Source organism: Coprobacter secundus subsp. similis (assembly GCF_015097275.1).
GTDB classification, from domain to species: domain Bacteria; phylum Bacteroidota; class Bacteroidia; order Bacteroidales; family Coprobacteraceae; genus Coprobacter; species Coprobacter secundus.
This window is the reverse complement of record NZ_AP023322.1, coordinates 1,482,636-1,506,088: the sequence shown is the minus strand read 5'-3', so window position 1 is coordinate 1,506,088 and position 23,453 is coordinate 1,482,636. Positions and strand designations below refer to the sequence as shown.

Annotated in this window: 21 protein-coding genes; 10 read left to right on the top strand and 11 right to left on the bottom strand. The window is 37.4% G+C overall.

The window, feature by feature from the left end; genetic code table 11:
- Positions 1 to 283: 283 nt before the first annotated feature.
- The 5 genes from Cop2CBH44_RS06080 to Cop2CBH44_RS06060 all read left to right on the top strand — a co-directional run bounded on the left by Cop2CBH44_RS06080 (position 284) and on the right by Cop2CBH44_RS06060 (position 4,926).
- The gene (locus Cop2CBH44_RS06080; protein ID WP_021931506.1) at positions 284 to 2,491 is read left to right on the top strand and encodes an anaerobic ribonucleoside triphosphate reductase; all 2,208 of its coding nucleotides are present in this window, start codon (positions 284 to 286) and stop codon (positions 2,489 to 2,491) included.
- A gap of 85 nt (positions 2,492 to 2,576) precedes the next feature.
- Positions 2,577 to 3,101, top strand: coding sequence for an anaerobic ribonucleoside-triphosphate reductase activating protein (nrdG, locus tag Cop2CBH44_RS06075; protein ID WP_246469184.1), 525 nt, complete (start codon positions 2,577 to 2,579; stop codon positions 3,099 to 3,101).
- Positions 3,102 to 3,272: 171 nt separating this feature from the next.
- Positions 3,273 to 4,055, top strand: a complete 783-nt coding sequence (locus Cop2CBH44_RS06070; protein ID WP_200755929.1) for a HipA family kinase — start codon at positions 3,273 to 3,275, stop codon at positions 4,053 to 4,055.
- Complete coding sequence (locus Cop2CBH44_RS06065; RefSeq protein WP_044229535.1) at positions 4,033 to 4,416, top strand: DUF3037 domain-containing protein; 384 nt, start codon at positions 4,033 to 4,035, stop codon at positions 4,414 to 4,416. The genes Cop2CBH44_RS06070 and Cop2CBH44_RS06065 overlap by 23 nt, the downstream gene beginning before the upstream one ends.
- 18 nt (positions 4,417 to 4,434) lie before the next feature.
- Positions 4,435 to 4,926 carry a GNAT family N-acetyltransferase gene (locus Cop2CBH44_RS06060; RefSeq protein WP_044229610.1) on the top strand — a complete coding sequence of 164 codons (492 nt, stop codon included), beginning with the start codon at positions 4,435 to 4,437 and terminating at the stop codon, positions 4,924 to 4,926.
- 235 nt (positions 4,927 to 5,161) lie between these two features.
- Here Cop2CBH44_RS06060 and Cop2CBH44_RS06055 read toward each other — a convergent pair whose 3' ends face one another.
- The 11 genes from Cop2CBH44_RS06055 to mce all read right to left on the bottom strand — a co-directional run bounded on the left by Cop2CBH44_RS06055 (position 5,162) and on the right by mce (position 17,662).
- Positions 5,162 to 7,111: a heavy metal translocating P-type ATPase gene (locus Cop2CBH44_RS06055; protein ID WP_044229538.1), complete on the bottom strand. Its 1,950-nt coding sequence runs from the start codon at positions 7,109 to 7,111 to the stop codon at positions 5,162 to 5,164.
- 193 nt (positions 7,112 to 7,304) lie between these two features.
- Positions 7,305 to 7,727 carry a Fur family transcriptional regulator gene (locus Cop2CBH44_RS06050; protein ID WP_021931512.1) on the bottom strand — a complete coding sequence of 141 codons (423 nt, stop codon included), beginning with the start codon at positions 7,725 to 7,727 and terminating at the stop codon, positions 7,305 to 7,307.
- A gap of 135 nt (positions 7,728 to 7,862) precedes the next feature.
- The gene (locus tag Cop2CBH44_RS06045) at positions 7,863 to 9,593 is read right to left on the bottom strand and encodes an ABC transporter ATP-binding protein (protein WP_021931514.1); all 1,731 of its coding nucleotides are present in this window, start codon (positions 9,591 to 9,593) and stop codon (positions 7,863 to 7,865) included.
- Positions 9,594 to 9,603: 10 nt separating this feature from the next.
- Complete coding sequence (locus Cop2CBH44_RS06040) at positions 9,604 to 11,406, bottom strand: ABC transporter ATP-binding protein (protein ID WP_021931515.1); 1,803 nt, start codon at positions 11,404 to 11,406, stop codon at positions 9,604 to 9,606.
- Positions 11,406 to 12,230, bottom strand: a complete 825-nt coding sequence (locus Cop2CBH44_RS06035; protein ID WP_021931516.1) for a class I SAM-dependent methyltransferase — start codon at positions 12,228 to 12,230, stop codon at positions 11,406 to 11,408. The genes Cop2CBH44_RS06040 and Cop2CBH44_RS06035 overlap by 1 nt, the downstream gene beginning before the upstream one ends.
- A gap of 64 nt (positions 12,231 to 12,294) precedes the next feature.
- Positions 12,295 to 12,906 (bottom strand): TetR/AcrR family transcriptional regulator, encoded by a 612-nt coding sequence (locus tag Cop2CBH44_RS06030; protein ID WP_021931517.1) that lies wholly within the window; start codon positions 12,904 to 12,906, stop codon positions 12,295 to 12,297.
- 187 nt (positions 12,907 to 13,093) lie between these two features.
- The gene (locus Cop2CBH44_RS06025; RefSeq protein WP_021931518.1) at positions 13,094 to 14,254 is read right to left on the bottom strand and encodes a sodium ion-translocating decarboxylase subunit beta; all 1,161 of its coding nucleotides are present in this window, start codon (positions 14,252 to 14,254) and stop codon (positions 13,094 to 13,096) included.
- 4 nt (positions 14,255 to 14,258) lie between these two features.
- Positions 14,259 to 14,690, bottom strand: coding sequence for a biotin/lipoyl-containing protein (locus Cop2CBH44_RS06020; RefSeq protein WP_021931519.1), 432 nt, complete (start codon positions 14,688 to 14,690; stop codon positions 14,259 to 14,261).
- A 68-nt stretch (positions 14,691 to 14,758) separates the two neighbouring features.
- Positions 14,759 to 15,658 carry an OadG family transporter subunit gene (locus tag Cop2CBH44_RS06015; RefSeq protein WP_021931520.1) on the bottom strand — a complete coding sequence of 300 codons (900 nt, stop codon included), beginning with the start codon at positions 15,656 to 15,658 and terminating at the stop codon, positions 14,759 to 14,761.
- A gap of 19 nt (positions 15,659 to 15,677) precedes the next feature.
- The gene (locus Cop2CBH44_RS06010) at positions 15,678 to 17,231 is read right to left on the bottom strand and encodes an acyl-CoA carboxylase subunit beta (protein WP_021931521.1); all 1,554 of its coding nucleotides are present in this window, start codon (positions 17,229 to 17,231) and stop codon (positions 15,678 to 15,680) included.
- A gap of 17 nt (positions 17,232 to 17,248) precedes the next feature.
- The gene (mce, locus tag Cop2CBH44_RS06005; RefSeq protein WP_200755707.1) at positions 17,249 to 17,662 is read right to left on the bottom strand and encodes a methylmalonyl-CoA epimerase; all 414 of its coding nucleotides are present in this window, start codon (positions 17,660 to 17,662) and stop codon (positions 17,249 to 17,251) included.
- Between the two features lie 372 nt (positions 17,663 to 18,034).
- Between mce and dnaK the strand changes: the two genes are divergently transcribed.
- From dnaK to Cop2CBH44_RS05980, 5 genes are all read left to right on the top strand, one after another.
- A complete protein-coding gene (dnaK, locus tag Cop2CBH44_RS06000; RefSeq protein ID WP_021931523.1) occupies positions 18,035 to 19,954 on the top strand; it encodes a molecular chaperone DnaK in 1,920 nt (639 codons plus the stop codon).
- 201 nt (positions 19,955 to 20,155) lie between these two features.
- Positions 20,156 to 20,722, top strand: coding sequence for a hypothetical protein (locus Cop2CBH44_RS05995; RefSeq protein WP_005812876.1), 567 nt, complete (start codon positions 20,156 to 20,158; stop codon positions 20,720 to 20,722).
- Positions 20,719 to 21,966 carry a site-specific integrase gene (locus Cop2CBH44_RS05990; protein WP_005812874.1) on the top strand — a complete coding sequence of 416 codons (1,248 nt, stop codon included), beginning with the start codon at positions 20,719 to 20,721 and terminating at the stop codon, positions 21,964 to 21,966. Before Cop2CBH44_RS05995 ends, Cop2CBH44_RS05990 begins: the two co-directional genes overlap by 4 nt.
- 323 nt (positions 21,967 to 22,289) lie before the next feature.
- Positions 22,290 to 22,931 carry a hypothetical protein gene (locus Cop2CBH44_RS05985; RefSeq protein WP_005812872.1) on the top strand — a complete coding sequence of 214 codons (642 nt, stop codon included), beginning with the start codon at positions 22,290 to 22,292 and terminating at the stop codon, positions 22,929 to 22,931.
- A 133-nt stretch (positions 22,932 to 23,064) separates the two neighbouring features.
- Positions 23,065 to 23,433 (top strand): helix-turn-helix domain-containing protein, encoded by a 369-nt coding sequence (locus Cop2CBH44_RS05980; protein WP_004320284.1) that lies wholly within the window; start codon positions 23,065 to 23,067, stop codon positions 23,431 to 23,433.
- Positions 23,434 to 23,453: the final 20 nt, after the last annotated feature.

Below are 23,453 nucleotides of genomic sequence, written 5' to 3'. Positions count from 1 at the left end.
GGAATTTTTTAACATGTCAGGTTTGTATATTTAGTGATATTTTTTATTTTTATTCTTCTTACTAAAAGTTTTATAAAAAGAAAATTATTTGTAACTGAAAAATAGAAAAGTTTTCAATTTTTGAAATTAAAAAAATTGATTATCAATATTATAAATATATTTTAATGTCAAAAAGTTTTCTAAAATAGAAATTTTATTGCATAATAAAGAATAATTTTTTTTACCTTTACGACAGTTTTAGAACAAGAAAAATATATAAAATCAACCTTAGTTTCAAATAAAAATGATACAGACTGTTGTAAAGCGTGACGGACGCATTGTCGGTTTTAATGAGGAAAAGATTATTGCGGCAATTCGTAAAGCAATGTTACATACCGAAAAGGGTGAGGATATGAGCCTTATCCGTCAGATAACCGACCGCATTGTTTGTCGGGGAGATGAGCAAATGAGTGTGGAAGCTATACAGGATTGCGTAGAAAGAGAGTTGATGAAGAGCAGTCGTAAAGATGTGGCCCAACGTTATATTGCTTATCGGAATCAAAGAAGTATTGCTCGAAAAGCGAAAACACGTGATATTTTTCTGGAAATTATTGAAACTAAGTCGAATGATGTTACCCGCGAAAATGCAAATATGAATGCCGATACTCCTGCCGGTATGATGATGAAGTTTGCAAGTGAGACGACCAAACCATTTGTTGATGATTATTTGTTAAGCGATAAAGTAAAGTCTGCAGTTGTTGATAATTATATTCATATACATGACAAAGATTATTATCCTACCAAAAGTTTGACCTGTGTGCAGCATCCGTTGGATAAAATTTTGAAAAATGGTTTTTTTGCAGGACATGGAGAATCACGTCCGGCTAAACGTATCGAAACGGCAAGTATTTTGGCTTGTATTTCTATGGAAACAGCCCAAAATGAAATGCACGGGGGACAGGCAATTCCTGCTTTTGATTTTTACCTGGCACCATTTGTCCGTAAAAGTTTTATTGAAGAATTGAAAGTATTGGCTGATATAAATGCAACAAATTATGAGCATCTTTATGATGTGCATTTAGATGATTATATTATTCGGGATTTGACAGGTTTGTGTGGAGAGAAACGGGTTATTCAACATGCTGTGAATCGTACGGTTAGTCGTGTGCATCAATCAATGGAAGCATTTATTCATAATATGAATACGATTCATTCGCGAGGGGGAAATCAGGTCGTTTTTTCTTCTATCAATTATGGTACCGATACTTCAGCCGAAGGTCGTTGTATAATTCGAGAAATATTATTGTCTACATATGAAGGGGTCGGAAATGGAGCAACTGCAATTTTCCCAATACAGATATGGAAAAAGAAGAGGGGAGTGAGTTATTTACCGGAAGATCGTAATTATGATTTGTATAAAATGGCTTGTAAAGTCAGTGCAAGACGCTTTTTCCCTAATTTTTTGAATCTTGATGCGACTTTTAATCAACACGAAGATTGGAAAGCTGAGGACCCTTTGCGTTACAAATATGAAGTGGCTACTATGGGTTGTCGTACTCGGGTCTTTGAGAATCGCTTTGGAGAGAAAACTTCTATTGGCCGAGGAAATCTTTCGTTTACGACGATTAATATCGTTCGTCTGGCTATAGAATGTATGAATGTTGTAAATAAGCAGGAGCGAATAGACAGATTTTTTGCCCGTCTTGATGAAATATTGGAGATTACAGCACAGCAATTGCATGAGCGATTTGAATTCCAGAAAACGGCATATGTTAAACAGTTCCCTTTGTTGATGTCTTCATTATGGAATGGGACTGAAAAACTAAGTCCGACTGATAATATATCATCAGTGATTAATCAAGGGACTTTAGGTATTGGGTTTATCGGTTTAGCTGAGTGCCTTGTTGCTCTTACGGGAAAACATCATGGTGAAGATAAAGATTCGCAGTTATTAGGGTTACGTATTGTAACTTATATGAGAGATCAGGCAATCCGTTTTTCAGAGCAGTATCAGCATAATTATAGTGTATTAGCTACACCAGCCGAAGGTCTGTCTGGAAAATTTACAATGAGAGATCGTCGTACTTTCGGGATGTTGCCAGGTATTACAGACCGTGATTATTATACGAATTCGAATCATGTGCCGGTATATTATAAATGTTCTGCTCGTCATAAGGCAGAAGTGGAGGCCCCTTATCATGACTTGACTCGTGGTGGACATATTTTTTATGTTGAAATAGATGGCGATGCTACACATAATCCTGATGCAATTATGGCTGTTGTTGATATGATGGATAAGTATAATATTGGATATGGATCGGTGAATCATACTCGTAATCGTTGTTTGGATTGTGGTTTTGAAGATGCTTCTGCTCATTTAGAAGAATGTCCGAAATGTGGTAGTAAAAATGTAGACCGATTGCAACGTATAACGGGTTATCTGGTGGGAACTACTGATAGATGGAATCATGCTAAATTATCTGAATTAAATGATCGCGTCACGCATAATTGAGAAGTCTTAGATAAAAAGTATTGTTCTCTGTTACTTCAATAAGGGATGATACTATTATAGTATAAGGTTTAAAAAGGTATAGGGGATGGATAAAGAAATGTATGATTCGTTGGTGATAGTTGATATTCTTGAGGATACTGTAGTTGATGGGCCTGGTTTGCGGACGTCTATATATTCTGCTGGGTGTCCTCATTGTTGTCCAGGGTGTCATAATCCTGAGTCATGGGATATAGAACAGGGGAAAGTGGTTTCTTTAGATTATATTATGTCTGTTATTAAATCATCAGATTTTGCTGATGTGACTTTTAGTGGCGGAGATCCTTTGTATCAACCTGAGGCTTTTACTTGTCTTGCTCGGAGAATCAAAGAAGAAACAGGAAAAAATATTTGGTGCTATACGGGCTATCGTTATGAAGTTGTTTCTCGGACTCCCCGGTTAGCAGCTATATTGCCTTTTATTGATGTTTTGGTAGATGGTCCATTTATTCAAGAGCTTCGAGATGTATCTTTGTTATTTCGGGGGAGTAGTAATCAGCGTCTCATTGATGTTCAGACTTCTTTGGCTGAATCTCGTGTTGTGGAGTATGAATATCAACCGTTCTGTGTGTAATAAGCATAATTGGGGAGATGTAGGAATGGGATTTTTTAATCTTGTTTTATAGAATTGAGAGTTATCTATTTCTCTACATGTCTTGTTTCAAAGTTTTTTTGGATTTGAATAAGAGTAGTTATATTATTTCTTTTTTATTCGTATTTTTGTTATATGGATAAGATAGCAAATATGGAATTACGTACAGCTAACGTAACACGATATATAATGCCTTTACGTGAGGGTGGTTCCTTACCTGCATTGGCGGAAGCTGATGATGGTTTTAAATATGTATTGAAGTTCAGAGGGGCCGGTCATGGAACTAAAGCTCTTATTGCAGAATTGCTGGGAGCAGAATTGGCACGAGTGACAGGTTTGCGAGTTCCGGAGCTTGTCTTTCTTAATTTAGATGAAGCTTTTGGCCGTACAGAAGGGGATGAAGAGATTCAGGATCTGTTGCAGGCAAGTCGAGGTCTGAATTTGGGACTACATTTTTTGTCCGGAGCTTTTACATTTGATTTGTTAGCTGATAATGTAAATTCAGAGCTCGCTTCAAAAATTGTATGGATAGATGCCTTGCTGACAAATATCGATCGTACAGTAAAGAATACGAATATGCTTATGTGGCATAAGGAGTTATGGTTAATAGATTTTGGTTCATCTCTATATTTTCATTATACTTGGGACAATTGGCCGACTCATGTTTTAAGTCCTTTTAAACAGGTCAGAGAACATGTATTGTTGCCACAAGCGGGATGTATTGACAAGATAGATATTCAAATGAAAGAGTGTCTTACTTCAGATAGGGTTAAAGCTATAGTAGAGCTTATTCCTGATGATTGGTTATGTTGGAGTGATACGCAATTGACTTCAGAGGAAATAAGGGATGTATATTATCATTTTCTGACAGAGAGAATTGCTAATTCAGATATATTTGTAAAAGAAGCTTTGTATGCCAGAAAAACACTTGTATGAATATGCCATCATTCGGTTTGTACCATGTATCGAAAGAGAGGAATTTATAAATGTAGGTATTATTCTTTTTTCGAAACGACAGAAGTATATTCGGGTTGCGTATCATATTGATGAAGAAAAAATAGCTTTTTTTGCTCCGAATACCGATATAGAATCATTGTGTTGCCATTTACGCATCTTTGAAAGGATATGTAGTGGTGAAAAAGAAGGTGGGGTTATTGCTTCGTTTGATATTCCTGAGCGTTTTCGTTGGCTTACTGCAATGCGTAGTACTTCTATACAAACGTCACGACCTCATCCGGGATTCTCGATAGACCTTGATAAAACATTTGAATATCTTTTTCGAGAATTAGTATTATAAAAAGATAAAATGGATTGTATGATTAGGACGGTAAAATTTCAAGATGCGAGAGCTATAGCAAATATTTACAATGAATATATCAAGAATAGCGTAATTTCTTTTGAGACGGAACCTTTATCATTACAAGAAATGCAATCACGCATTGTTGAGATTTCGGCACATTTTCCGTACTATGTTTATGAGCAGCAGGATGGGGAAATTTTAGGGTATTGTTATGCTCATTTATGGAAAGAACGGGATGCTTACAAGCATACGTTGGAGACGACAGTATATTTATCTCCCGAACACAAAGGAAAAGGCATAGGTACGTCTCTGATGCAAAGATTGATTGGTGAGTGTTGCAGACAAGGTTATCATGCACTGATTGCATGTATTACGGAAGGAAATGAAGCAAGTATCTTGATGCATTCTAAATTAGGATTTAAACAGGTTTCTCATTTTGAAAAAGTAGGTTTTAAATTTGGCCGTTGGCTTGGGGTTGTAGATTATGAATTGTTGTTAGTCCCTTAGTATAAAGAGGCTGTCTAAAAAGGCAAAATTGAATTGGCAAAAGTTACAGATTGTAATAGAATAAATAAAGAGTGCCACTTTACACCTAATTTTCATAGGTAAAAGTGGCACTCTTTATTATAATCGGAGCCTGTCAGTTCTAAATTGGAAGTTTAAATTTAAACTTTCCGACTTTTTAGACAGCCTCTTTGCGTATGGATAAATGGCTTATTGAAAGAATTTTCTGTAGGATTTTTTATTGAAACTTCATCTTTAGAATTCTCATTGAATTGAGGACTGCAATCAAAGCAACTCCGACATCAGCGAATACAGCAGCCCATAATGTTGCAAAACCAAAAGCTCCGGCTAATAATATAAGTGATTTGGCTCCGATAGCCCCTACAATATTTTGCATTATGATGCGTTTTGTTGCGTGACCGATAGATATGGCTGTCGCAACCTTTGATGGTTGGTCTGTTTGTATGACTACATCGGCTGTTTCAATAGCGGCATCTGATCCTAATCCTCCCATTGCTATACCGACATCACTTAATGCCAATACGGGGGCATCGTTCATTCCATCACCGACGAATGCGACAGATTTATTGGGTTCAGTTGTCATTTGTTCTAAATAATGAACTTTATCTTCAGGTAATAAATCTCCAAATGCTTTATCTATTCCTAACTGAGAAGCAAAATTATTTACAATTTCCTTTTTGTCACCAGATAATAATCGAATATCGGAAATACCAAGTTTTCGAATATTTTTTATTGCTTTGCAAGCATCATTTTTCAATGTATCAGATAACAATAAGTGACCTACGTATTTTTCGTTGACGGCACAAAGAACAATTGTAGATGTACAGTTTTGAATTTCTTGGGGCAAATTGATTTGGTATTTTTTCATCAAACGGGCATTTCCGACAAGGATTTTTTTCTCGTTTATTTCAGCTTCAATTCCCAATCCACTTAATTCATGTATTGAGTTTTCGTTTGATATTTCGATTCCTTGCTTTTTTGCATAATGGACTATAGCTTGGGCTATAGGATGATTGCTTTTTTGCTCTACTGATGAAATAAAGTAAAGCAGTTGTTCTTGAGTTATTCCTTCATGTGCTACGGAGATTACTTCGAAACTGCCTGTTGTTAATGTTCCTGTTTTGTCAAAAGCTATGGCATTGATATGGGTAATAGCATTCAAAAAATTTCCGCCTTTAAATAATATTCCATTTCGAGAGGCGGCACCGATTCCTCCGAAATAACCTAATGGAACACTAATGACCAAAGCGCAAGGACAAGATATGACAAGAAATACCAGCCCTCGATATAACCAATCATTAAAGATATAATGAAATGATGGATTTATGATAGAAATAAGAGCAGGGATAATAATGATAAGGAGAGCTGACAAGACGACAACGGGAGTGTAGATTCGTGCAAATTTGCGGATAAATAGTTCAGCGGGAGCTTTTCGTTCTGAAGCATTTTGGACTAATTCTAATATACGGGCTAAAGAACTATTTTCGTATGTTTTTGAAACCTGGATGTGGACAGCCTGTCCAGAGATAATCATTCCAGCAAGAACTTCTTCATTTTTAGATATGGTCCGAGGGACACTTTCCCCTGTCAACGCTGAAGTATCGAAAATAGCCTGAGAATCTTTCAATATACCGTCTAGTGGGATACGTCCTCCAGGTTTTATTTCAATGATTTCTCCGATTTTTACTTCACGAGGTGAGACGGTGTGGTACCTACCGTTACGAAAGACTTCAACTTGTTCGGGGCGTACGTCAAGTAGTTGCCGGATATTTCGTGTTGCTCGGTCGACGGCCTTATCTTGCAATATTTCTCCGATTGTATAAAATAACATGACAGCTACAGCTTCGGGATATTCTCCGATAGCAAATGCGCCAACAGAGGCAATAACCATCAATGAAAATTCATTAAATAAGTCTTTTGTCAAAAGACTTTTCCATGCTTCTTTCATTACAGGAAAACCTACCGGTAAGAAGCTACATAAAAACCATATAAATTGAATATTTGTATTTTGGAACCAAGTAGATTGATGTTGTAATATTATCCCTGTTATTAAAAGAGAAAACGAAATAATAGGGAGTATAAAAATTGTATATTCGTGTGAGTCTTCATGGTGCTTGCTGTGGCAGCAGGAATGCATGTGTTCACAGTGGTGTTGCATTGTTTCCATAATCTTTCTGTTTTTTGATTTGATACAAAGATATAGTTTGGAATATGCAACTTTGTTGCAAATATATTGCGTGCAGGTAGCATGTAATAAGCTGCGGTCCTCGAAAGAGTCGGCTTTAATAAATTTACCCTTACCACAAATATATGGTAAGGGTAAATTTATTTTTCGAAAGCTGTTAATCGTTTCTTGTATCTTACCGTTTTGAGTTGCAAGAAGGGCAGATACCTTTAACGGTATAGTTGATACTATCCATGACGAAACCTTGAGGGAGTTGTACTATGGGAATATGTATGTTGTCCAGACAGAATGTATGCCGGCACTCTTCACAAAAAAAATGTATATGTCGGTTTTGTATCGGGCAATTGCTTTCACTGGTACATATTTCATATTTAGTAGATCCACTTCCGTCTTCGAATGCGTGAATAGCGTGATGTTCAAGGAGTACTGATAAAGTCCGAGAGATAGTAGATTTATCGAGTGTGTCGATTAAAGTTTCTAATTCAAGAAGAGATACCGGACTTTCCTGCTTGGACAGTTCTTTGAAAACTATGATGCGAGCTGCCGTTGGTTTTATACCCCTGTTCTTTAATTTGTCTACACATTGATCTGTTGACATGGCTAATAATTTAGACAATTTATACGTTTGATTTTGTATAAATGTGACACAAATATACAGGATTTTTTATGCAACTTGGTTGCATATTTTTTTATTAACATATTACGTTGGACAGATGGAAATAGAAGTGTGCCATCATAGTTTCCAACCGGCTGTTTTTTCCTGAATTGTCCAAAGTTTGCAATATAGTCCATTTTTATTTATCAAGTCATTATGTGTACCTTGTTCAACAATCAGACCTTTATCCAATACGATGATTTTATCTGCATTTTTGATAGTTTTTAAGCGATGGGCAATAACTATAACGGTTCGTCCTGTAATGAGGGAATTTATAGCATTTTGCACGTCAACTTCATTTTCAGGGTCAAGAGAGGCAGTTGCTTCGTCCAGTAGTACAATTTCCGCATTTTTTAAGATAGCCCTTGCAATGGATATCCTTTGTTTTTCTCCTCCGGATAAGGTACACCCTCCTTCACCAACCATCGTATCATAACCATTGGGAAGCTTTAAGATGAATTCATGGCAGCAGGCCTTTTTAGCAGCAGCTATTATTTCTTCATCAGTTGCATCGGGTTTACTAAATCGAAGATTATTTTTGATTGTATCTTTGAACAAATAAACATCCTGAAAAACCATGGAGATATGTTTCATTAGAGATTCTGGGTCAATATTTGACATAGGGATTCCATTAAACAATACTTTCCCTTGTTGAGGGTCGTAAAACCGGGCACATAACTTCATCAATGTACTTTTCCCACTACCAGAAGGCCCTACTAAAGCTGTTAATGTTCCTTGATGCATAGATGTATTGATGTCGTGAAGAACCTCTTTCTTCTGATATTTAAATGATACGTGTTCGAAAATTATATCTCCACATTGGGGAGCTTCTTTGTTTCCTGTCATTTCTGGTTCATTCATCAATTGAAGAATACGGCCTCCTGCAATAGAGAAATAACGAAATTCAGCGAAGTTAGTTAAGGCTGAAGTTAGTGGATCAAATACTCTTGATCCTACGATAAGGAATAAAACGAAGGTCAGTATTGAAATATCTCCGCCGATGAGCAGGTATGTGCCACATAGTATCATTAGAGTCAGGCCAGAGCGAATCACAGTAACAGAAAATAGTATGAATGGACCGAGGATAGCTTCTTGTCGGATACAGGCACGCCGCAATTGAGAAAAGGCATCTTTGAGTCGAATGAATTTGTCGCCTACCAAATTATAGGCCTTCATAACACGAATGCCTTGTAAATATTCTTCTAACCGATTACCAGCATTGATTTTAGCTTCAATTTGTTTATTACTTAGTTTTTGTTGTACTTTTGTACTTATCAAGAGGATACCTATAGCCAGAGGTAAGGCAATAAACATGGCTATAGCCATACGCCAATCTATCCAAAGTAAAGTGAAAAAAGCTAATATTGGCATAACTAATGCTCCCATTAACTGTGGTAAATGATGGGAAATACCTGTTTCCGCCATGGCAAAGTCTGTTATTAACATGGACGATAAATCCCCCGGATCATGACGAGAAAAAAATCCTAAGGACAGTTTTCTGAGATGCTCTGCCAGACTAATGCGTCCTTCTGCGCTCATTTCATACGCTCCACGAAAATTGGCTCGATAGGAGGCACGTTCTGCTATAGCCATAATAATCATATATAGGACTAATATAATGAATATAGACCATAACCGAGTTATGTCAAGAGATGTATTGGTCCCGTCGAAAGCTCGGAATATGACATTTACAGCTTCTATGGAAAGACAAAACGGAATAATGTTGACCAAGTTAGCGAGCATAGTATAACCCACTGGTTTATAGAGTCGTTCGGTATGACCTACCGAAATATTTTTTATTGCATTCATGATTTTTAGTTTATTTTTGATTGTTATTTAATTGCCAAGCGAAAGCTTCAGTATAGGCATTCCACATTTTTTTATAAACTCCTTCTATTGTACTTAGTGTTTCATGGCGCCCCTGTTGTACCAATGTACCATCTTTTAATACTAAGATTTGTTGTGCAGATATAATGGATGATAATCTGTGTGCAATAATAATAACGGTCTTATCTTTTATTAAATGTTGTAATGCCTGCTGCATTTTGTATTCGTTTTCAGGGTCAGCAAAAGCTGTTGCTTCGTCAAGAACCAGTATTGGAGCATTTTTCAGTATAGCTCTTGCAACACATACTCGTTGGGCTTCTCCTCCAGATAGGTATACACCTGTATCTCCAATAGTTGTATTATATCCATTGGGCAGATTTTGGATAAAGTCATGGCACTGGGCGGCTTGTGCTGCAGCGATGACTTCTTCTTGAGTGGCATCGGGACGCCCTACTCGAATATTTTCATATAAAGTGTCGAAAAACAAAAATGTATCTTGAAAAACAAAGGAGACCATGTTCATTAATTGGCGAGTTTCGATATTTTTGATATTGATACCTCCGATAGATATTTCTCCTTGAGAAATAATATCCCAAAAACGGGGTATTAAGTTGGCAATTGTTGATTTTCCAGAGCCTGAAGGACCTACTAAAGCAGTTATTTCTCCATGTTTCGCAACGAATGAAATATTTTTCAGGGCTTCTGTTCTGGTACCCTCTTTTATGTTTTTATATGCGAAACTTACATTTTTGAATTCTATATCATAAGATGTTGGTATTTTAGGATATGGAGTTTCTGAAACAACCTTTTCAGCAAAGATATTATCAATGCGATTGACGCCTTCGTTTATTTCTTTTGTGCCAGACCCTAAAAATGTAAGTTTGTAAATCGGTGATGCTACACCGGGTCCCATAATAATAAAAAAAAGCCAAACGGTGGCTAAAGCTATGTTTTCAGGATTGCCACTTAGTAGTAGTAATCCAGCTGGTATAATGAATGTGACAAGAGAATTAAGTAGTACTGTAAATGTAATCATTCCTGGTTGATAAGTATCGCATACTTTCAGGGCGTATCTTTTGTAGGTTTCGATTTCTTCATTGAACTGGCAAAAGGAACGGACACTTTGTCCAAAGATTTTAACTATTGGCATTCCTCTTACATATTGGACAGCAGAAGCACTCATTTGTTCTTGGGTATCGAAATATGTTTTCATAAATTCATTTGCCTTCTTCCCAAAGAATGTAGCGAATTGTAGCCCTATACTTAGTATAATACAAGTGAGACAAATGGTAGCCATCCAGCCGTTAAGCGAGAAAAAAATGAAGAACATTAATATTACAGTAGCTGTTACGTTTACTAAATCAGGAATGGTATGTGCAATAAAAGTTTCTATTTTTTCAATATTTTGTTCCATTGTTTTTTTTATGGCCCCTGTTGAGGAACTGTTCAGATAGCCTAACGAAAGTTTTCCGAGATGTTCCGCAAGTTTTATACGTAGTCCGTAAAGAATACGGAAGGCTGCAACATGGGAAAACATTAGAGAAGCATAGAGAAGGATTAAACCTATTATTAGGCCAATAAATGCGATCCACCCCCAATGTATCAATATATTACTGTCTATATGATTCAAATCGGTATTATAATATAGTAATTTACTCAGTATTTGATACACTGCCAGATATGGTATAAGCATGCATGCAGCGCTTCCCGCTGATAATATACCAGATAGAATCAATAAACCTTTACGTTCGCCGGCGATTTCGAAAAGCCGGGCAATTCCTGTTTTCTTTTTCATTATTTTTTTATTTTATACCCTAATATAGAACTGAATTTGCAAGTAAATTTCGGAAACATCCGGAAGATATAACCGGATACTCCCCAACGTTTTTTGGCATAATTCTGATATAACCATTGTCCTGTTATTTCGAGTTGAGGAACCCATTTTTCTACTATTTTCCCATTGGAAATTCCGCTTCGTATTTGAGCCTCATTTTTGCGTAAGGAATCTGGTTTTAATTTGGTTTTTACCATCATCGGGCCACATACATCGAAATAAATTTCTCCGCCAGGAAAGCGATTAGCCAGATTTTTTAGAATATCTATAACTTGTTTTTCGTAAAAATACATCATAACACCTTCCATAGTGAAAATAAAATGGCTGTCGGGATGTTTTTCCTTTAATTTATCCATCCAGTTATTTTCCAAAATTGAGCCCTCTATATAAAAATCATTTTTGGGTTCTGGGATAAAATGTTTTCGTATGGCTATTACTTCAGGAAGGTCGATTTCGTAAAAAATACAATTTTTTCGTTCTTTTATTCTTTGGTAGCGAGTATCTAAACCACATCCGATATTTACGGTTATGGGGTGTTCTTCTTTCAAAATAAATTCTTGAACTTTTTGGTCGAATAAGCGTCCTCGGATAACACATCCCAAGGCACTCATCCAAGCATTGTCAAATTTTGAATAATCATAGTCAATATTATTTACCAAACTCTCGGCAAGAGGGTCTGATATGATGATGTCTTGACTTTTGCGTTTGCTTTCCTTTGCCCGCATGTAAAGAGGAATGAGTAATGTCTCTGCAACTACATTTTGGAATTCAAATTTTTCTTTCATTTATATATATTTTTAGTTTGTCAAAAATGAACGATGTTCTATTTTGTTCAAAAAAAAAGAGAACTTATATTTTCATAAGCTCTCTCCATCCTATTACTTCGAATTGTATATATTCTTTTATAATTTGTTCTGTATCTCCAGGACTTATTTTATGCATAATAATTTCCTCAAACAGTGTGAACATCCATACGGTATGTAAGTGGATTGAGAAATCTGATATATCAATATTTAGTTGAGGATGTTTGGCTTTCATATTTTGAAGATAGTCTTTTACTAAAAGTGTAGAACGGTTGGTAAAGTCTTCTTTGTAATTTTCTAAGGAGGAACCTAGTGAACAAAAAAATAAAATTTTCAACAAATTACGATGTTGATGTATTATGTATATATATTCTTGGATAACGTAAAGGAGATATGAGTCAGAATATAACTCTAAAATGTCGGCACTACTATGACCATGATGTTCGTGGAGCATCTTATCAAATGCATAAGTTACCGGTCTTACAATCTGGCAAAATATTTCGTCTTTGTTTTTAAAATAATTATAAATATTGCTAAGTACGACATTTGATTTTGCTGCAATTTCTCTCATGGAAGTTTTTGAATATCCTTTTTCCAAAAATATATTTTCTGCAGCTTTAAGAATATTGTTTCGTATGTTGTCTTTGGGTATTTGCATTAAAAAAGGAGTTTAAATCTTTTTTATAATACAAAGTTATGGTTGGCAAAAAGAGTAAACAATACCCAAAAATGGGGATTTTAAGTTTTATATATGAGAGATAAACGATTTGGTGAGGATATTATGGATAAACAAAAATCATAGAGAGTATTTACTCTCTATGATTTTTGTTTTTTTAATTATTTTTTTAAGCTAAAAATCCCAATAAAATTCCGGCAGCAACGGCCGACCCAATAACTCCGGCTACGTTTGGGCCCATAGCATGCATAAGAAGATAATTTGTCGGGTCATATTCTAAACCGATAACTTGGGATATACGCGCCGAGTCAGGAACTGCTGATACACCAGAATTTCCAATTAGAGGATTGATTTTATTACCCTTTTTCAAGAATAGATTGAAAAATTTAACGAACAGAACTCCTGCGGCAGTAGCAATAATAAAGGAAATTGCCCCTAAAATGAAGATTTTTACCGAGTTGGCTGTTAGGAATTGAGAGGCTTGTGTGGATGCACCTACTGTAAGTCCTAACAAAATGGTAATGACATCGATTAATGGACCACGGGCTGTTTCTGCTAAACGACGAGTTACTCCGCTTTCTTTTAATAGATTTCCGAAGAATAACATACCTAAAAGAGGAAGACCGGATGGAACAAGGAAACAGGTCAATAACAATCCGGCAATCGGAAAGATAACTTTTTCTGTATGGGATACTACACGAGGTGGTTTCATACGGATAAGCCTCTCTTTTTTAGTGGTTAGTAGCCGCATAATAGGTGGTTGTATTACGGGAACTAAAGCCATATATGAATAGGCTGAGATGGCAATTGCTCCCATTAGATTAGGCGCCAACTTTGAAGATAAAAATATAGCTGTAGGACCATCGGCTCCTCCAATAATACCAATGGCACCTGCTTGGTTAGGTTCAAATCCCATAGCTAAAGCAATAGCATAAGCTCCAAAGATACCGAATTGGGCTGCTGCACCAATGAGCATTAGTTTAGGATTGGAAATAAGAGCGGAGAAGTCCGTCATAGCTCCAATGCCTAAAAAAATCAGAGGGGGATACCAGCCCTGAGTTACTCCTTGGTATAATATGTTGAGGACAGACCCTTGTTCATATATTCCTAATTGTAATCCAGCATCTTTAAATGGTATATTGCCTATCAGTATACCGAATCCAATGGGAATAAGCAGCATCGGTTCAAATTCTTTAGCAATAGCAAGATAAATGAAAATGATACCACATATAATCATGATGAGGTTCCCTATTTCGAAATTTGCAAATCCCGTATAGGTAAGAAACTCTTCTATATTTCCACTTAGGAATTGAATAAATTCATTTTCCATACGCTTATTCTATAATTAGTAAATCGGCACCTTCGAGAACTGAATCACCCTTATTAACCTTGATTTCTATCACTTTCCCATCACGGTCGGCATTGATGACATTCTCCATTTTCATGGCTTCCAGTATCATGACTTTCTGACCGCGTTTTACAGTGTCTCCAACTTTAACGCTAACTTCCAATATTACACCGGGAAGAGGTGTCCGGACAGCTCCTGCAGCACTGGGTGAAGAGGGGCGACTGACTACTGGTTCTCCGGTTGGAGTAGTAGGAGCAGCTTGAGGACGTTTTAATGGACGTATTTGTTTTTTAGCAGGTTTATCTAATTCAACTTTATAAGGGGTTCCGTTTACCTCAACTTCGGCAATATTATCTACAACGCTGTTTACTGAAACTTTATAGAGATTACCGTTTATTTTAAATTTATAGTCTTTCATGTTGCATATTTTATATTTGACACTCTAAAAATATCTTCTGCTTGTAGAGAGTATCTTAGTTATTCAAATTATCTCTTTTTTATTTGAGGAACTTCACGTAAGCCGTATATTTTTGAGCTCCAAGGAGAGTAATTACGAGTAACTCTATGGATAGTCAACACAGTTTCTTCATAATCATGATCTCCGCCTTGATGTTCATTTAATGCCATTGTGATTGCGGCTAATACAGCTCCTGGTATTTCGGATTCTTCTCTTGCATCTTTTATTTTGCCTGAAATACCTTGAGCCTTCATAGCTCGTTTAGTACTTAATCTGACTGAGATTTTTCCAATTACCCGGAAAACGAGATAAAGCAATATTAGAGCTAAAAAAACTACAGACATTGCTGTTACAGCCATACCTATACCGTTAGGGTCATGTTCTGCAAATTTGTCAACTTTCGGATTGTTATTAATAACAAAATTCGAAGCTTCAGGAGTTGGATGTGGTAGAATTTTCAAATCTCTTGCTCCGTCTTGTGGTGCACCGAAACTTTGATCGGCTTCCAGCACCGGAACAGTAACTTCGTCTATTAAGTTTTTACCGCTTGCGTCGTAAAGAGCTATATAATTTTCTTTATCTGGGTCGAGGCTGAAATTAGTGTGGAATGTACCGTGGTGAGGATAAGAATCTGCCCAAAGTAAAACGACTTGTCGAGGACCTATTTGAGTCCTTAGGTCTCCTTTTGAAATCATATATTTTTTGGGATTGTTCTTATCGTTGGTAATAAAGCATCCAGCCATTTGTACCGTCCCAGCAGAATTATTATATATTTCGATCCAAGCACCTCGATTTCCGAATGGATCCATGTAATTTGAGACATTGTTTGTCAAGACCTCATTGATACGAAGTGCTGATGTCGATTGTGCATAAGTCCCACTGGCCAGCCCGATACTCAGTATTATACTTCCTATTATTTTCCTTATCATAATTTATGTTTTTAATAGGTTATAATGGCAGATTATCGTGTTTTTTTGCCGGATTAGAAAGCTTTTTGGTTTGTAGCTGTTGCAGAGCACGGATAATACGGAATCGAGTGTTACGTGGTTCTATAACATCATCTATGTATCCGTAACGAGCAGCATTGTAAGGATTGGCAAAAGCTTTCTTATATTCTGCTTCTTTCTCGGCTGCGGTAGATTTAGGATCCTCTGAAGCTGCGACTTCTTTAGCAAAGATAATTTCAACGGCTCCAGCAGGTCCCATGACTGCAATTTCAGCAGTTGGCCACGCGTAATTAATATCTCCTCGAAGGTGTTTGGAACTCATAACGCAATACGCACCACCATAAGACTTACGTAAAGTTATCGTTACTTTTGGCACAGTAGCTTCACCATAGGCATATAAGAGTTTTGCTCCATGCAAGATTACTCCTCCATATTCTTGACCGGTTCCTGGTAGGAATCCTGGAACATCGACTAAGGTGACTAAGGGTATATTGAATGCATCACAAAAACGCACGAAACGAGCAGCTTTGCGGGATGCATTAATGTCGAGAACTCCGGCCATTTTACAAGGCTGGTTGGCAACAATACCGACAGCCTGTCCATTAAAGCGAGCGAAACCTACGATAATATTTTGTGCATAATCTTTATGCACTTCAAGAAATTCGCCATTATCGATAATTCCTCCGATAACTTCATACATGTCATATGCTTTGTTCGGATCATCAGGAATTATATCGTTTAGTCCGTCTTCCAAACGGTCTATAGGATCTTCGCATGACATAAGGGGAGGTTCTTCCATATTATTTTGAGGTAAGAAACTAAGGAGATGACGAATGAGATTTAGTCCATCTTCTTCAGTGTCTACAGCAAAATGAGCTACTCCAGATTTTGTAGAATGTATGCTGGCTCCTCCCAGTTGTTCTTGGGTAACATCTTCTCCGGTAACGGTTTTTACGACTTTAGGTCCGGTCAGGAACATGTAACTGGTTCCGCGAGTCATGATATTAAAGTCGGTCAGAGCAGGTGAATATACTGACCCTCCGGCACATGGCCCGAAAATACCAGATATTTGGGGTATGACCCCAGATGCCAAAATGTTACGTTGAAAAATTTCTGCATAACCGGCAAGGGCATTTACTCCTTCTTGTATGCGAGCTCCACCAGAATCGTTAATACCAATAACTGGAGCACCCATTTTCATTGCTTGGTCCATCAGTTTGCATATTTTCATAGCAAAAGTTTCAGACAAAGAACCTCCGAATACAGTAAAGTCTTGGGCGAATACATATACTAAGCGACCGTCTATGGTACCAGTTCCCGTAACAACGCCGTCTCCCAGATAACTGTCTTTGTCGATACCAAAGTTTGTACAACGATGACGGACGAACATATCTATTTCTTCGAACGAACCTTCGTCAAGCAACATGGCAATACGTTCACGAGCTGTATATTTGCCTTTTTTGTGTTGAGATTCGATTCTTTTTTCTCCCCCTCCTAAACGGGCTTGTTCGCGAAGTGCGATGAGTTCTTTTACTTTTTCAAGTTGATTACTCATGGTATTTATGTTTTAGTTTATTTTTTATTCGGGTCTTCACATAATTCTGTCAACACACTGCAAGTTGATTTAGGATGGAGAAAAGCAATATTCAGGCCTTCTGCACCTTTTCGAGGAGCTTTGTCAATTAGACGCACACCTTTGCTTTCAGCTTCAGCTAAAGCGTCAGCAACATTATCAGTTGCAAATGCTATATGGTGGATACCTTCTCCACGTTTTTCAATAAATTTGGCTATGGTACTTTCTTCACTGGTTGGCTCAAGGAGTTCTATTTTAGTTTGTCCTATTTTAAAAAATGCTGTTTTTACTTTTTGGTCAGCAACTTCTTCGACAGAATGGCACTTTAGGCCTAAAACTTGCTCATAATATGGAAGTGATTCTTCGATGCTTTTTACGGCAATGCCTAAATGCTCGATGTGTGTTAAATTCATAATGTATGCATTTTTATGGTTAAACAATAAAAATAGGGTGGTACTCATTTTCTTAACCACCCTTTCGCTACAAATATAAAATATTTCATTTGAATAGAGAAATTTTTCTTTAAATAAATTGTTATATCACTAAGTGAGTGTTTATCTGATGTTTATTGGCTTTATTGAGAGTTTTCTGCCAAATAGACAGTAAAATCTGACAATCTTAAATTTTGTAACAAATGAAAGCTGACAAAAATTTCTATTTTTTACGAATATTGATTTGGCATACAATTTGAGTAATAAGAAGTGTCTGTTCGATACGAGGAAATAAAATTCAGAGATAGGGCAGATAAAAAAATAAAGAAATTAAACATTAAAAAATATAGAACAATGGGAAAAATTATTGGAATTGACTTAGGAACAACCAATTCTTGTGTGGCTGTAATGGAAGGGACAGAACCGGTTGTTATTGCGAATAGTGAAGGTCGTCGTACGACTCCTTCTATCGTAGCATTTGTTGATGGTGGTGAGCGTAAGGTGGGTGATCCTGCTAAGCGTCAGGCTATTACCAATCCTACGCGTACCATATTCTCTATCAAGCGTTTTATGGGGGAAACTTATGACCAAGTGCAAGGTGAATTGGCTCGTGTGCCTTATAAAGTAGTAAAGAGTGATAACAATACTCCACGTATAGATATTGATGGACGATTATATTCTCCTCAAGAAATTTCAGCAATGATTCTTCAGAAAATGAAAAAAACTGCTGAAGATTATATCGGGCAGGAAGTAACGGATGCCGTCATTACAGTTCCGGCTTACTTTAACGATTCACAACGTCAAGCTACTAAAGAAGCAGGAGAGATTGCAGGGTTAAATGTAAGACGTATTGTCAATGAGCCTACGGCTGCAGCTTTGGCGTATGGATTGGACAAATCGAATAAAGATATGAAAATAGCTGTATTTGATTTGGGTGGTGGAACATTCGATATATCTATTCTGGAATTAGGAGATGGTGTCTTTGAAGTAAAATCTACCAATGGAGATACTCATTTAGGAGGTGATGATTTTGACCATGTAATTATCGACTGGCTGGCTGACGAGTTTAAGAATGATGAAGGTGTCGATTTACGTCAAGATCCTATGGCTTTACAACGTCTGAAAGAAGCTGCAGAAAAAGCTAAAATCGAGTTGTCAAGTGCCACATCTACCGAAATTAATTTACCGTATATTATGCCGGTAAATGGGGTTCCTAAACATTTGGTAAAAACTTTGACGCGTGCTAAATTTGAACAGTTAGCTGATAAATTGATTCAGGCTACGATAGAACCTTGCCGTCAAGCATTGAAAGATGCAGGGCTGAGTGCTTCAGATATTAATGAAGTTATTTTGGTGGGTGGTTCTACTCGTATTCCGGCTATTCAAGCTATAGTTGAAAAATTCTTTGGAAAGGCTCCATCAAAAGGTGTTAATCCAGATGAGGTTGTTGCTGTAGGTGCTGCGATACAAGGGGCAGTATTAAGCGGTGATGTGAAAGATGTGTTATTACTTGATGTTACTCCATTATCTTTAGGTATCGAAACTTTGGGAGGCGTAATGACAAAATTGATTGATGCTAATACGACCATTCCTACTCGTAAGTCGGAAGTATTCTCTACGGCAGTAGATAATCAGCCTTCAGTAGAAATACATGTATTGCAAGGTGAACGCCCTATGGCAAAAGATAATAAAACTATTGGTCGGTTCCATTTGGATGGCATTCCTGCTGCAATGCGTGGAGTACCTCAAATTGAGGTTACATTTGATATCGATGCTAATGGTATATTGAATGTATCTGCTAAGGATAAAGGTACTGGCAAAGAACAAAGTATACGTATAGAAGCTTCGAGCGGTTTGACCGACGCAGAAATCAAACGGATGAAGGAAGAAGCTGCTGCTAATGCAGATAATGATGCTAAAGAGAAAGAACGTATCGATAAATTGAATCACGCAGACTCGTTGATTTTCCAGACTGAAAAGCAGCTAAATGAAATGGGTGATAAGATTCCAGCAGATAAGAAGAGTGCTATTGAAGGAGCTTTAGCTAAGTTGAAGGAGGCTCATAAAGCTCAAGATATTGCAGGCATTGATGCTGCTTCTACCGAATTGAATTCTGTATTGCAGGCTGCTGCCCAGGATTTGTATAATGCTCAGGCTAATGCTCAACAACAAACAGGAACGAATGCTCAACAAGGTGGAGCTCAGCAGTCTGGGAATAACAATAATGGAGGAGACGATCAGGTAACTGATGTTGATTTTGAGGAAGTGAAATAAGCACATAGAGAAATAAGAATACAATATCAAATGGAAAGCGTGTAGCTCAATGAGTTACACGCTTTTCTTGTTTTTGGCCGTACACAATAATATTGCTATCTTTGCGTTATTATTATAAACATCTGTACCTTATTTGTACCTGTAAGAAAAAGTAGATATGATGAGAAGAATAGATATTAAGAACTACAAAATGAATGAATTATGGCAGTAGCAAAGTATAAGATAGTACGGAAATGTCCTGTGTGCGGAGAAGAGTTCTTCGCAAGGACTTTGGAGTCCTGGTATTGTTCACCCAAATGCTCCAAGGTGGCGTGGAAGCGTAAGCATGATGAAGAAAAACGCCAACTTGAACTGGACAAGATTGTAAGCAATATGCCCAAGTCTAAAGAGTATATCAGCATAACGGAAGCGTATGCTATGTTTGGTGCAAGCCGCTCAACCATTTATAGGCTCATCTACATGAAAAAGATTTCCTTCATTGAGCCAGAGAAAGGAATACGACTTGTATGCAAAGGAGAACTAATGAATCTGTTTCCGTTAAGACAGTCTCCGCTTGACACCAAGCCAAGGAAACCAGTTACCATGTACCGCATGGAACCAGAGGATTGCTATACAATAGGTGAGATTTCCAAGAAATTTCATCTGGATGACAGCACCGTGTATGCTCATATACGAAAATACTCAATACCGACCCGGCAAATCGGTAATTATGTGTATGCTCACAAGGAATCAATAGACAAACTTTATAAAGATATAAAACCATTATGAAAAGATTAGATTATACTAAAGTCTCCGTCAAATTAAAGAAAAGTGAGTGGAGAGATGAGTGGTTCATCTATCTTGAAGCTTATCCTGTTTATGAGACGGGAAATGACAAACCCAAACGAGTGCGTGAATATCTCAGGAGGTCTATTACTACCCCTATATGGGATAAACGACGAAGCGAGCGAGCCGTTGCTGGTAGAATAAAGTACAAGCCCAAGCGAGATGACAATGGCGTTATTCAGTGTAAATCCAAGCAAGATATGGAAACTTGCCTTTATGCGGATGGCGTTCGAGTCCTGCGTCAAAAAGAGTACGACAACATGGCTCTCTTTACTGACCAGCAAATGGAAATGGCAGAACAAAGCGAACGCTCAAAATGCAATGTTCTGGAGTATATTGAGAAGTTAATCAAAGAAAGAGAGGAAACTGCGTCAGAATCGATAGTTGTCAACTGGCGCAGATTGCACACACTGTTGTCAATGTTTGCCAAGTGTGACTACATACAGTTCTCGCAGATTGACATGAAGTATATTGAGGCATTCCGTTCCTTCTTGATAAAGGCACCGCAGGGTGGTTCTAAGAAAGGAACTATTTCAAGGAATACGGCATCGACGTACTTCTCTATCTTCAAGGCGGCACTCAAACAAGCTTTCGTGGATGGCTATCTGAATTGTGATATTGCTGCCAAGGCTAAAAATATCATGTTTCAGAGTGCTCGAAGAGAGTATCTGTCACTGGAAGAACTTAATATATTGGCAAAGACTCCGTGTGATGATATACTAAAACGGGCAGCCTTGTTCTCTGCACTGACAGGAATGCGACATAGCGATATTCAAAAGCTTAAATGGTCAGAGGTTGAAGAATACAATGGTGGGTACCGTCTCAATTTCACTCAGCAGAAGACTAAGGGCGTTGAATACATGCCTATATCGCCACAGGCATACAAGCTTTGCGGTGAGCGCAAGAAAGACGGAGAACTGTTGGTGTTTGCCGGACTGCCTGACCCTTCATGGATATCTAGGCCTTTGGAACGGTGGGTAAAAGCATCAGGGATTACCAAGCACATCACCTTTCATTGCTTCCGCCACACCTATGCAACGTTACAATTGGCTAACGGTACAGACATATATACCGTAAGCAAAATGTTAGGGCATACCAATGTAAAAACCACGCAAATCTACGCAAAAGTAATTGACAAGAAGAAAGATGAAGCTACAGAAGCTTTTAAGTTGGACATAGATGAATAGTGATTATCATTTGTAAGCACTTAGTATAGAAGACCACTTGTATCAATAAGTCCTTTATTGTACAGGTGGTTTTTAGTGCCTTTCATTTTCAACATTCTATGTAATGATGCTATTGTTTTGGCACTTTAACCTTTCGTGGAAACCAAACATTTATAACAATAAACAGATAAAAATGAAAAAAGACAGCCTTTTTTGGCTTCTCTCTTTTTGAAGAGAGCAAGCGTGTCCACAAACATGTGGAGTGTACAGAAGACTTCTACAGAGAACTGTATGAGTTGTTTGAGATCGCAAGAAGTTGGTATCTTCAAGCTGAAAAGAATCATATGAAGACAGAGTACTTCATAGAACTATTTGAGCGCAGTCACCAATATATTGACTGTGATTGTGCACGTTGTAAGAACTCGCGACAGATGGCAATTGGCATTATTGGTACTTTGTTTAGAGACTCTAAGTGTGTGTCAATAATCAAGAAAAAAGAAGATTATTCCAAGCAGGAACTTATTGAGTTGTTTCTTCAACATGTGGGTACTGGTCTGCCAATCCTTACCCGAAAGAAATCGTCCATCCTCACTTTGGGATGCCAATTGTCAGACAGACAGATGGATTTGTTGGTAGAACTTGTCCAAAGTCACGACATATTTGATTTTGCCGACAACAGTGATGTGCGTAGCGAGTTGTGTCGCCTATTCAAGTGCGACTTGGACGCATCTATCCGTGTAAAGAATGTACGTAATGTAGCCGTACTGTTTGACGCTATGGCTCAATACCATTTGATAAACAATAATTGGCAATATGTCATGGGAGAAGGTCGCTTCTTAACCAGTATCAAAAAGGATGGAACAGAGAAATTCATAACTTCAAGTTGTCTTTCCTCTTCTCTTTCAAGGATAAGAAGAAACGTTTCCATGACAGCAAGTCAATATGCCATCTGCAAATCCATCGAACAGATATTAAGAGAGGAATAAATCACAATAATTCTGCTAAATGAAAGTAAAAACGTGATAGTTTGGTTGATACTGCCTTACTATCACGTTACTTTTTCTATTTAGTGACAGTCTCCCCATAACTTTGCATCAAAAATCATAAAAAATAATTAGCATGGAAGAAAATAGTATAAGATTTGAAGATATTCCCAACGCTATAACGGGGGTACTGAAAAAGCTGTCATCATTAGAAGACAAGATTGATGGTATATATGAACTTGTTCAATCAGAAAAAGAAGAAACATGGTTTACGGTTGCTGAATTATGTGCTTATCTCCCAACACATCCGGTAGAGCATACCATATATTGCTGGACAAGCAATCGGGAAATACCGTTTCACAAGAGAGGCAAACGCATCATGTTCCTCAAATCTGAGATAGATGAATGGCTTCAAGGAACCAAGGGCAAATCGAAGAACGAGATTCAAAGAGAAGCAGAGGAATATGTACTATCTACACAAAGAAAGAATAGACGGCTAATATAACCGTGCTACTGTCTGTAAAC

Coding starts and splice junctions, on each gene's coding strand:
- Cop2CBH44_RS06080 (WP_021931506.1), top strand. CDS start 284: ATGATACAGACTGTTGTAAAGCGTGACGGACGCATTGTCGGTTTTAAT.
- nrdG (WP_246469184.1), top strand. CDS start 2,577: ATGGATAAAGAAATGTATGATTCGTTGGTGATAGTTGATATTCTTGAG.
- Cop2CBH44_RS06070 (WP_200755929.1), top strand. CDS start 3,273: ATGGAATTACGTACAGCTAACGTAACACGATATATAATGCCTTTACGT.
- Cop2CBH44_RS06065 (WP_044229535.1), top strand. CDS start 4,033: ATGCCAGAAAAACACTTGTATGAATATGCCATCATTCGGTTTGTACCA.
- Cop2CBH44_RS06060 (WP_044229610.1), top strand. CDS start 4,435: ATGATTAGGACGGTAAAATTTCAAGATGCGAGAGCTATAGCAAATATT.
- Cop2CBH44_RS06055 (WP_044229538.1), bottom strand. CDS start 7,111: ATGGAAACAATGCAACACCACTGTGAACACATGCATTCCTGCTGCCAC.
- Cop2CBH44_RS06050 (WP_021931512.1), bottom strand. CDS start 7,727: ATGTCAACAGATCAATGTGTAGACAAATTAAAGAACAGGGGTATAAAA.
- Cop2CBH44_RS06045 (WP_021931514.1), bottom strand. CDS start 9,593: ATGAATGCAATAAAAAATATTTCGGTAGGTCATACCGAACGACTCTAT.
- Cop2CBH44_RS06040 (WP_021931515.1), bottom strand. CDS start 11,406: ATGAAAAAGAAAACAGGAATTGCCCGGCTTTTCGAAATCGCCGGCGAA.
- Cop2CBH44_RS06035 (WP_021931516.1), bottom strand. CDS start 12,230: ATGAAAGAAAAATTTGAATTCCAAAATGTAGTTGCAGAGACATTACTC.
- Cop2CBH44_RS06030 (WP_021931517.1), bottom strand. CDS start 12,906: ATGCAAATACCCAAAGACAACATACGAAACAATATTCTTAAAGCTGCA.
- Cop2CBH44_RS06025 (WP_021931518.1), bottom strand. CDS start 14,254: ATGGAAAATGAATTTATTCAATTCCTAAGTGGAAATATAGAAGAGTTT.
- Cop2CBH44_RS06020 (WP_021931519.1), bottom strand. CDS start 14,690: ATGAAAGACTATAAATTTAAAATAAACGGTAATCTCTATAAAGTTTCA.
- Cop2CBH44_RS06015 (WP_021931520.1), bottom strand. CDS start 15,658: ATGATAAGGAAAATAATAGGAAGTATAATACTGAGTATCGGGCTGGCC.
- Cop2CBH44_RS06010 (WP_021931521.1), bottom strand. CDS start 17,231: ATGAGTAATCAACTTGAAAAAGTAAAAGAACTCATCGCACTTCGCGAA.
- mce (WP_200755707.1), bottom strand. CDS start 17,662: ATGAATTTAACACACATCGAGCATTTAGGCATTGCCGTAAAAAGCATC.
- dnaK (WP_021931523.1), top strand. CDS start 18,035: ATGGGAAAAATTATTGGAATTGACTTAGGAACAACCAATTCTTGTGTG.
- Cop2CBH44_RS05995 (WP_005812876.1), top strand. CDS start 20,156: ATGGCAGTAGCAAAGTATAAGATAGTACGGAAATGTCCTGTGTGCGGA.
- Cop2CBH44_RS05990 (WP_005812874.1), top strand. CDS start 20,719: ATGAAAAGATTAGATTATACTAAAGTCTCCGTCAAATTAAAGAAAAGT.
- Cop2CBH44_RS05985 (WP_005812872.1), top strand. CDS start 22,290: ATGAAGACAGAGTACTTCATAGAACTATTTGAGCGCAGTCACCAATAT.
- Cop2CBH44_RS05980 (WP_004320284.1), top strand. CDS start 23,065: ATGGAAGAAAATAGTATAAGATTTGAAGATATTCCCAACGCTATAACG.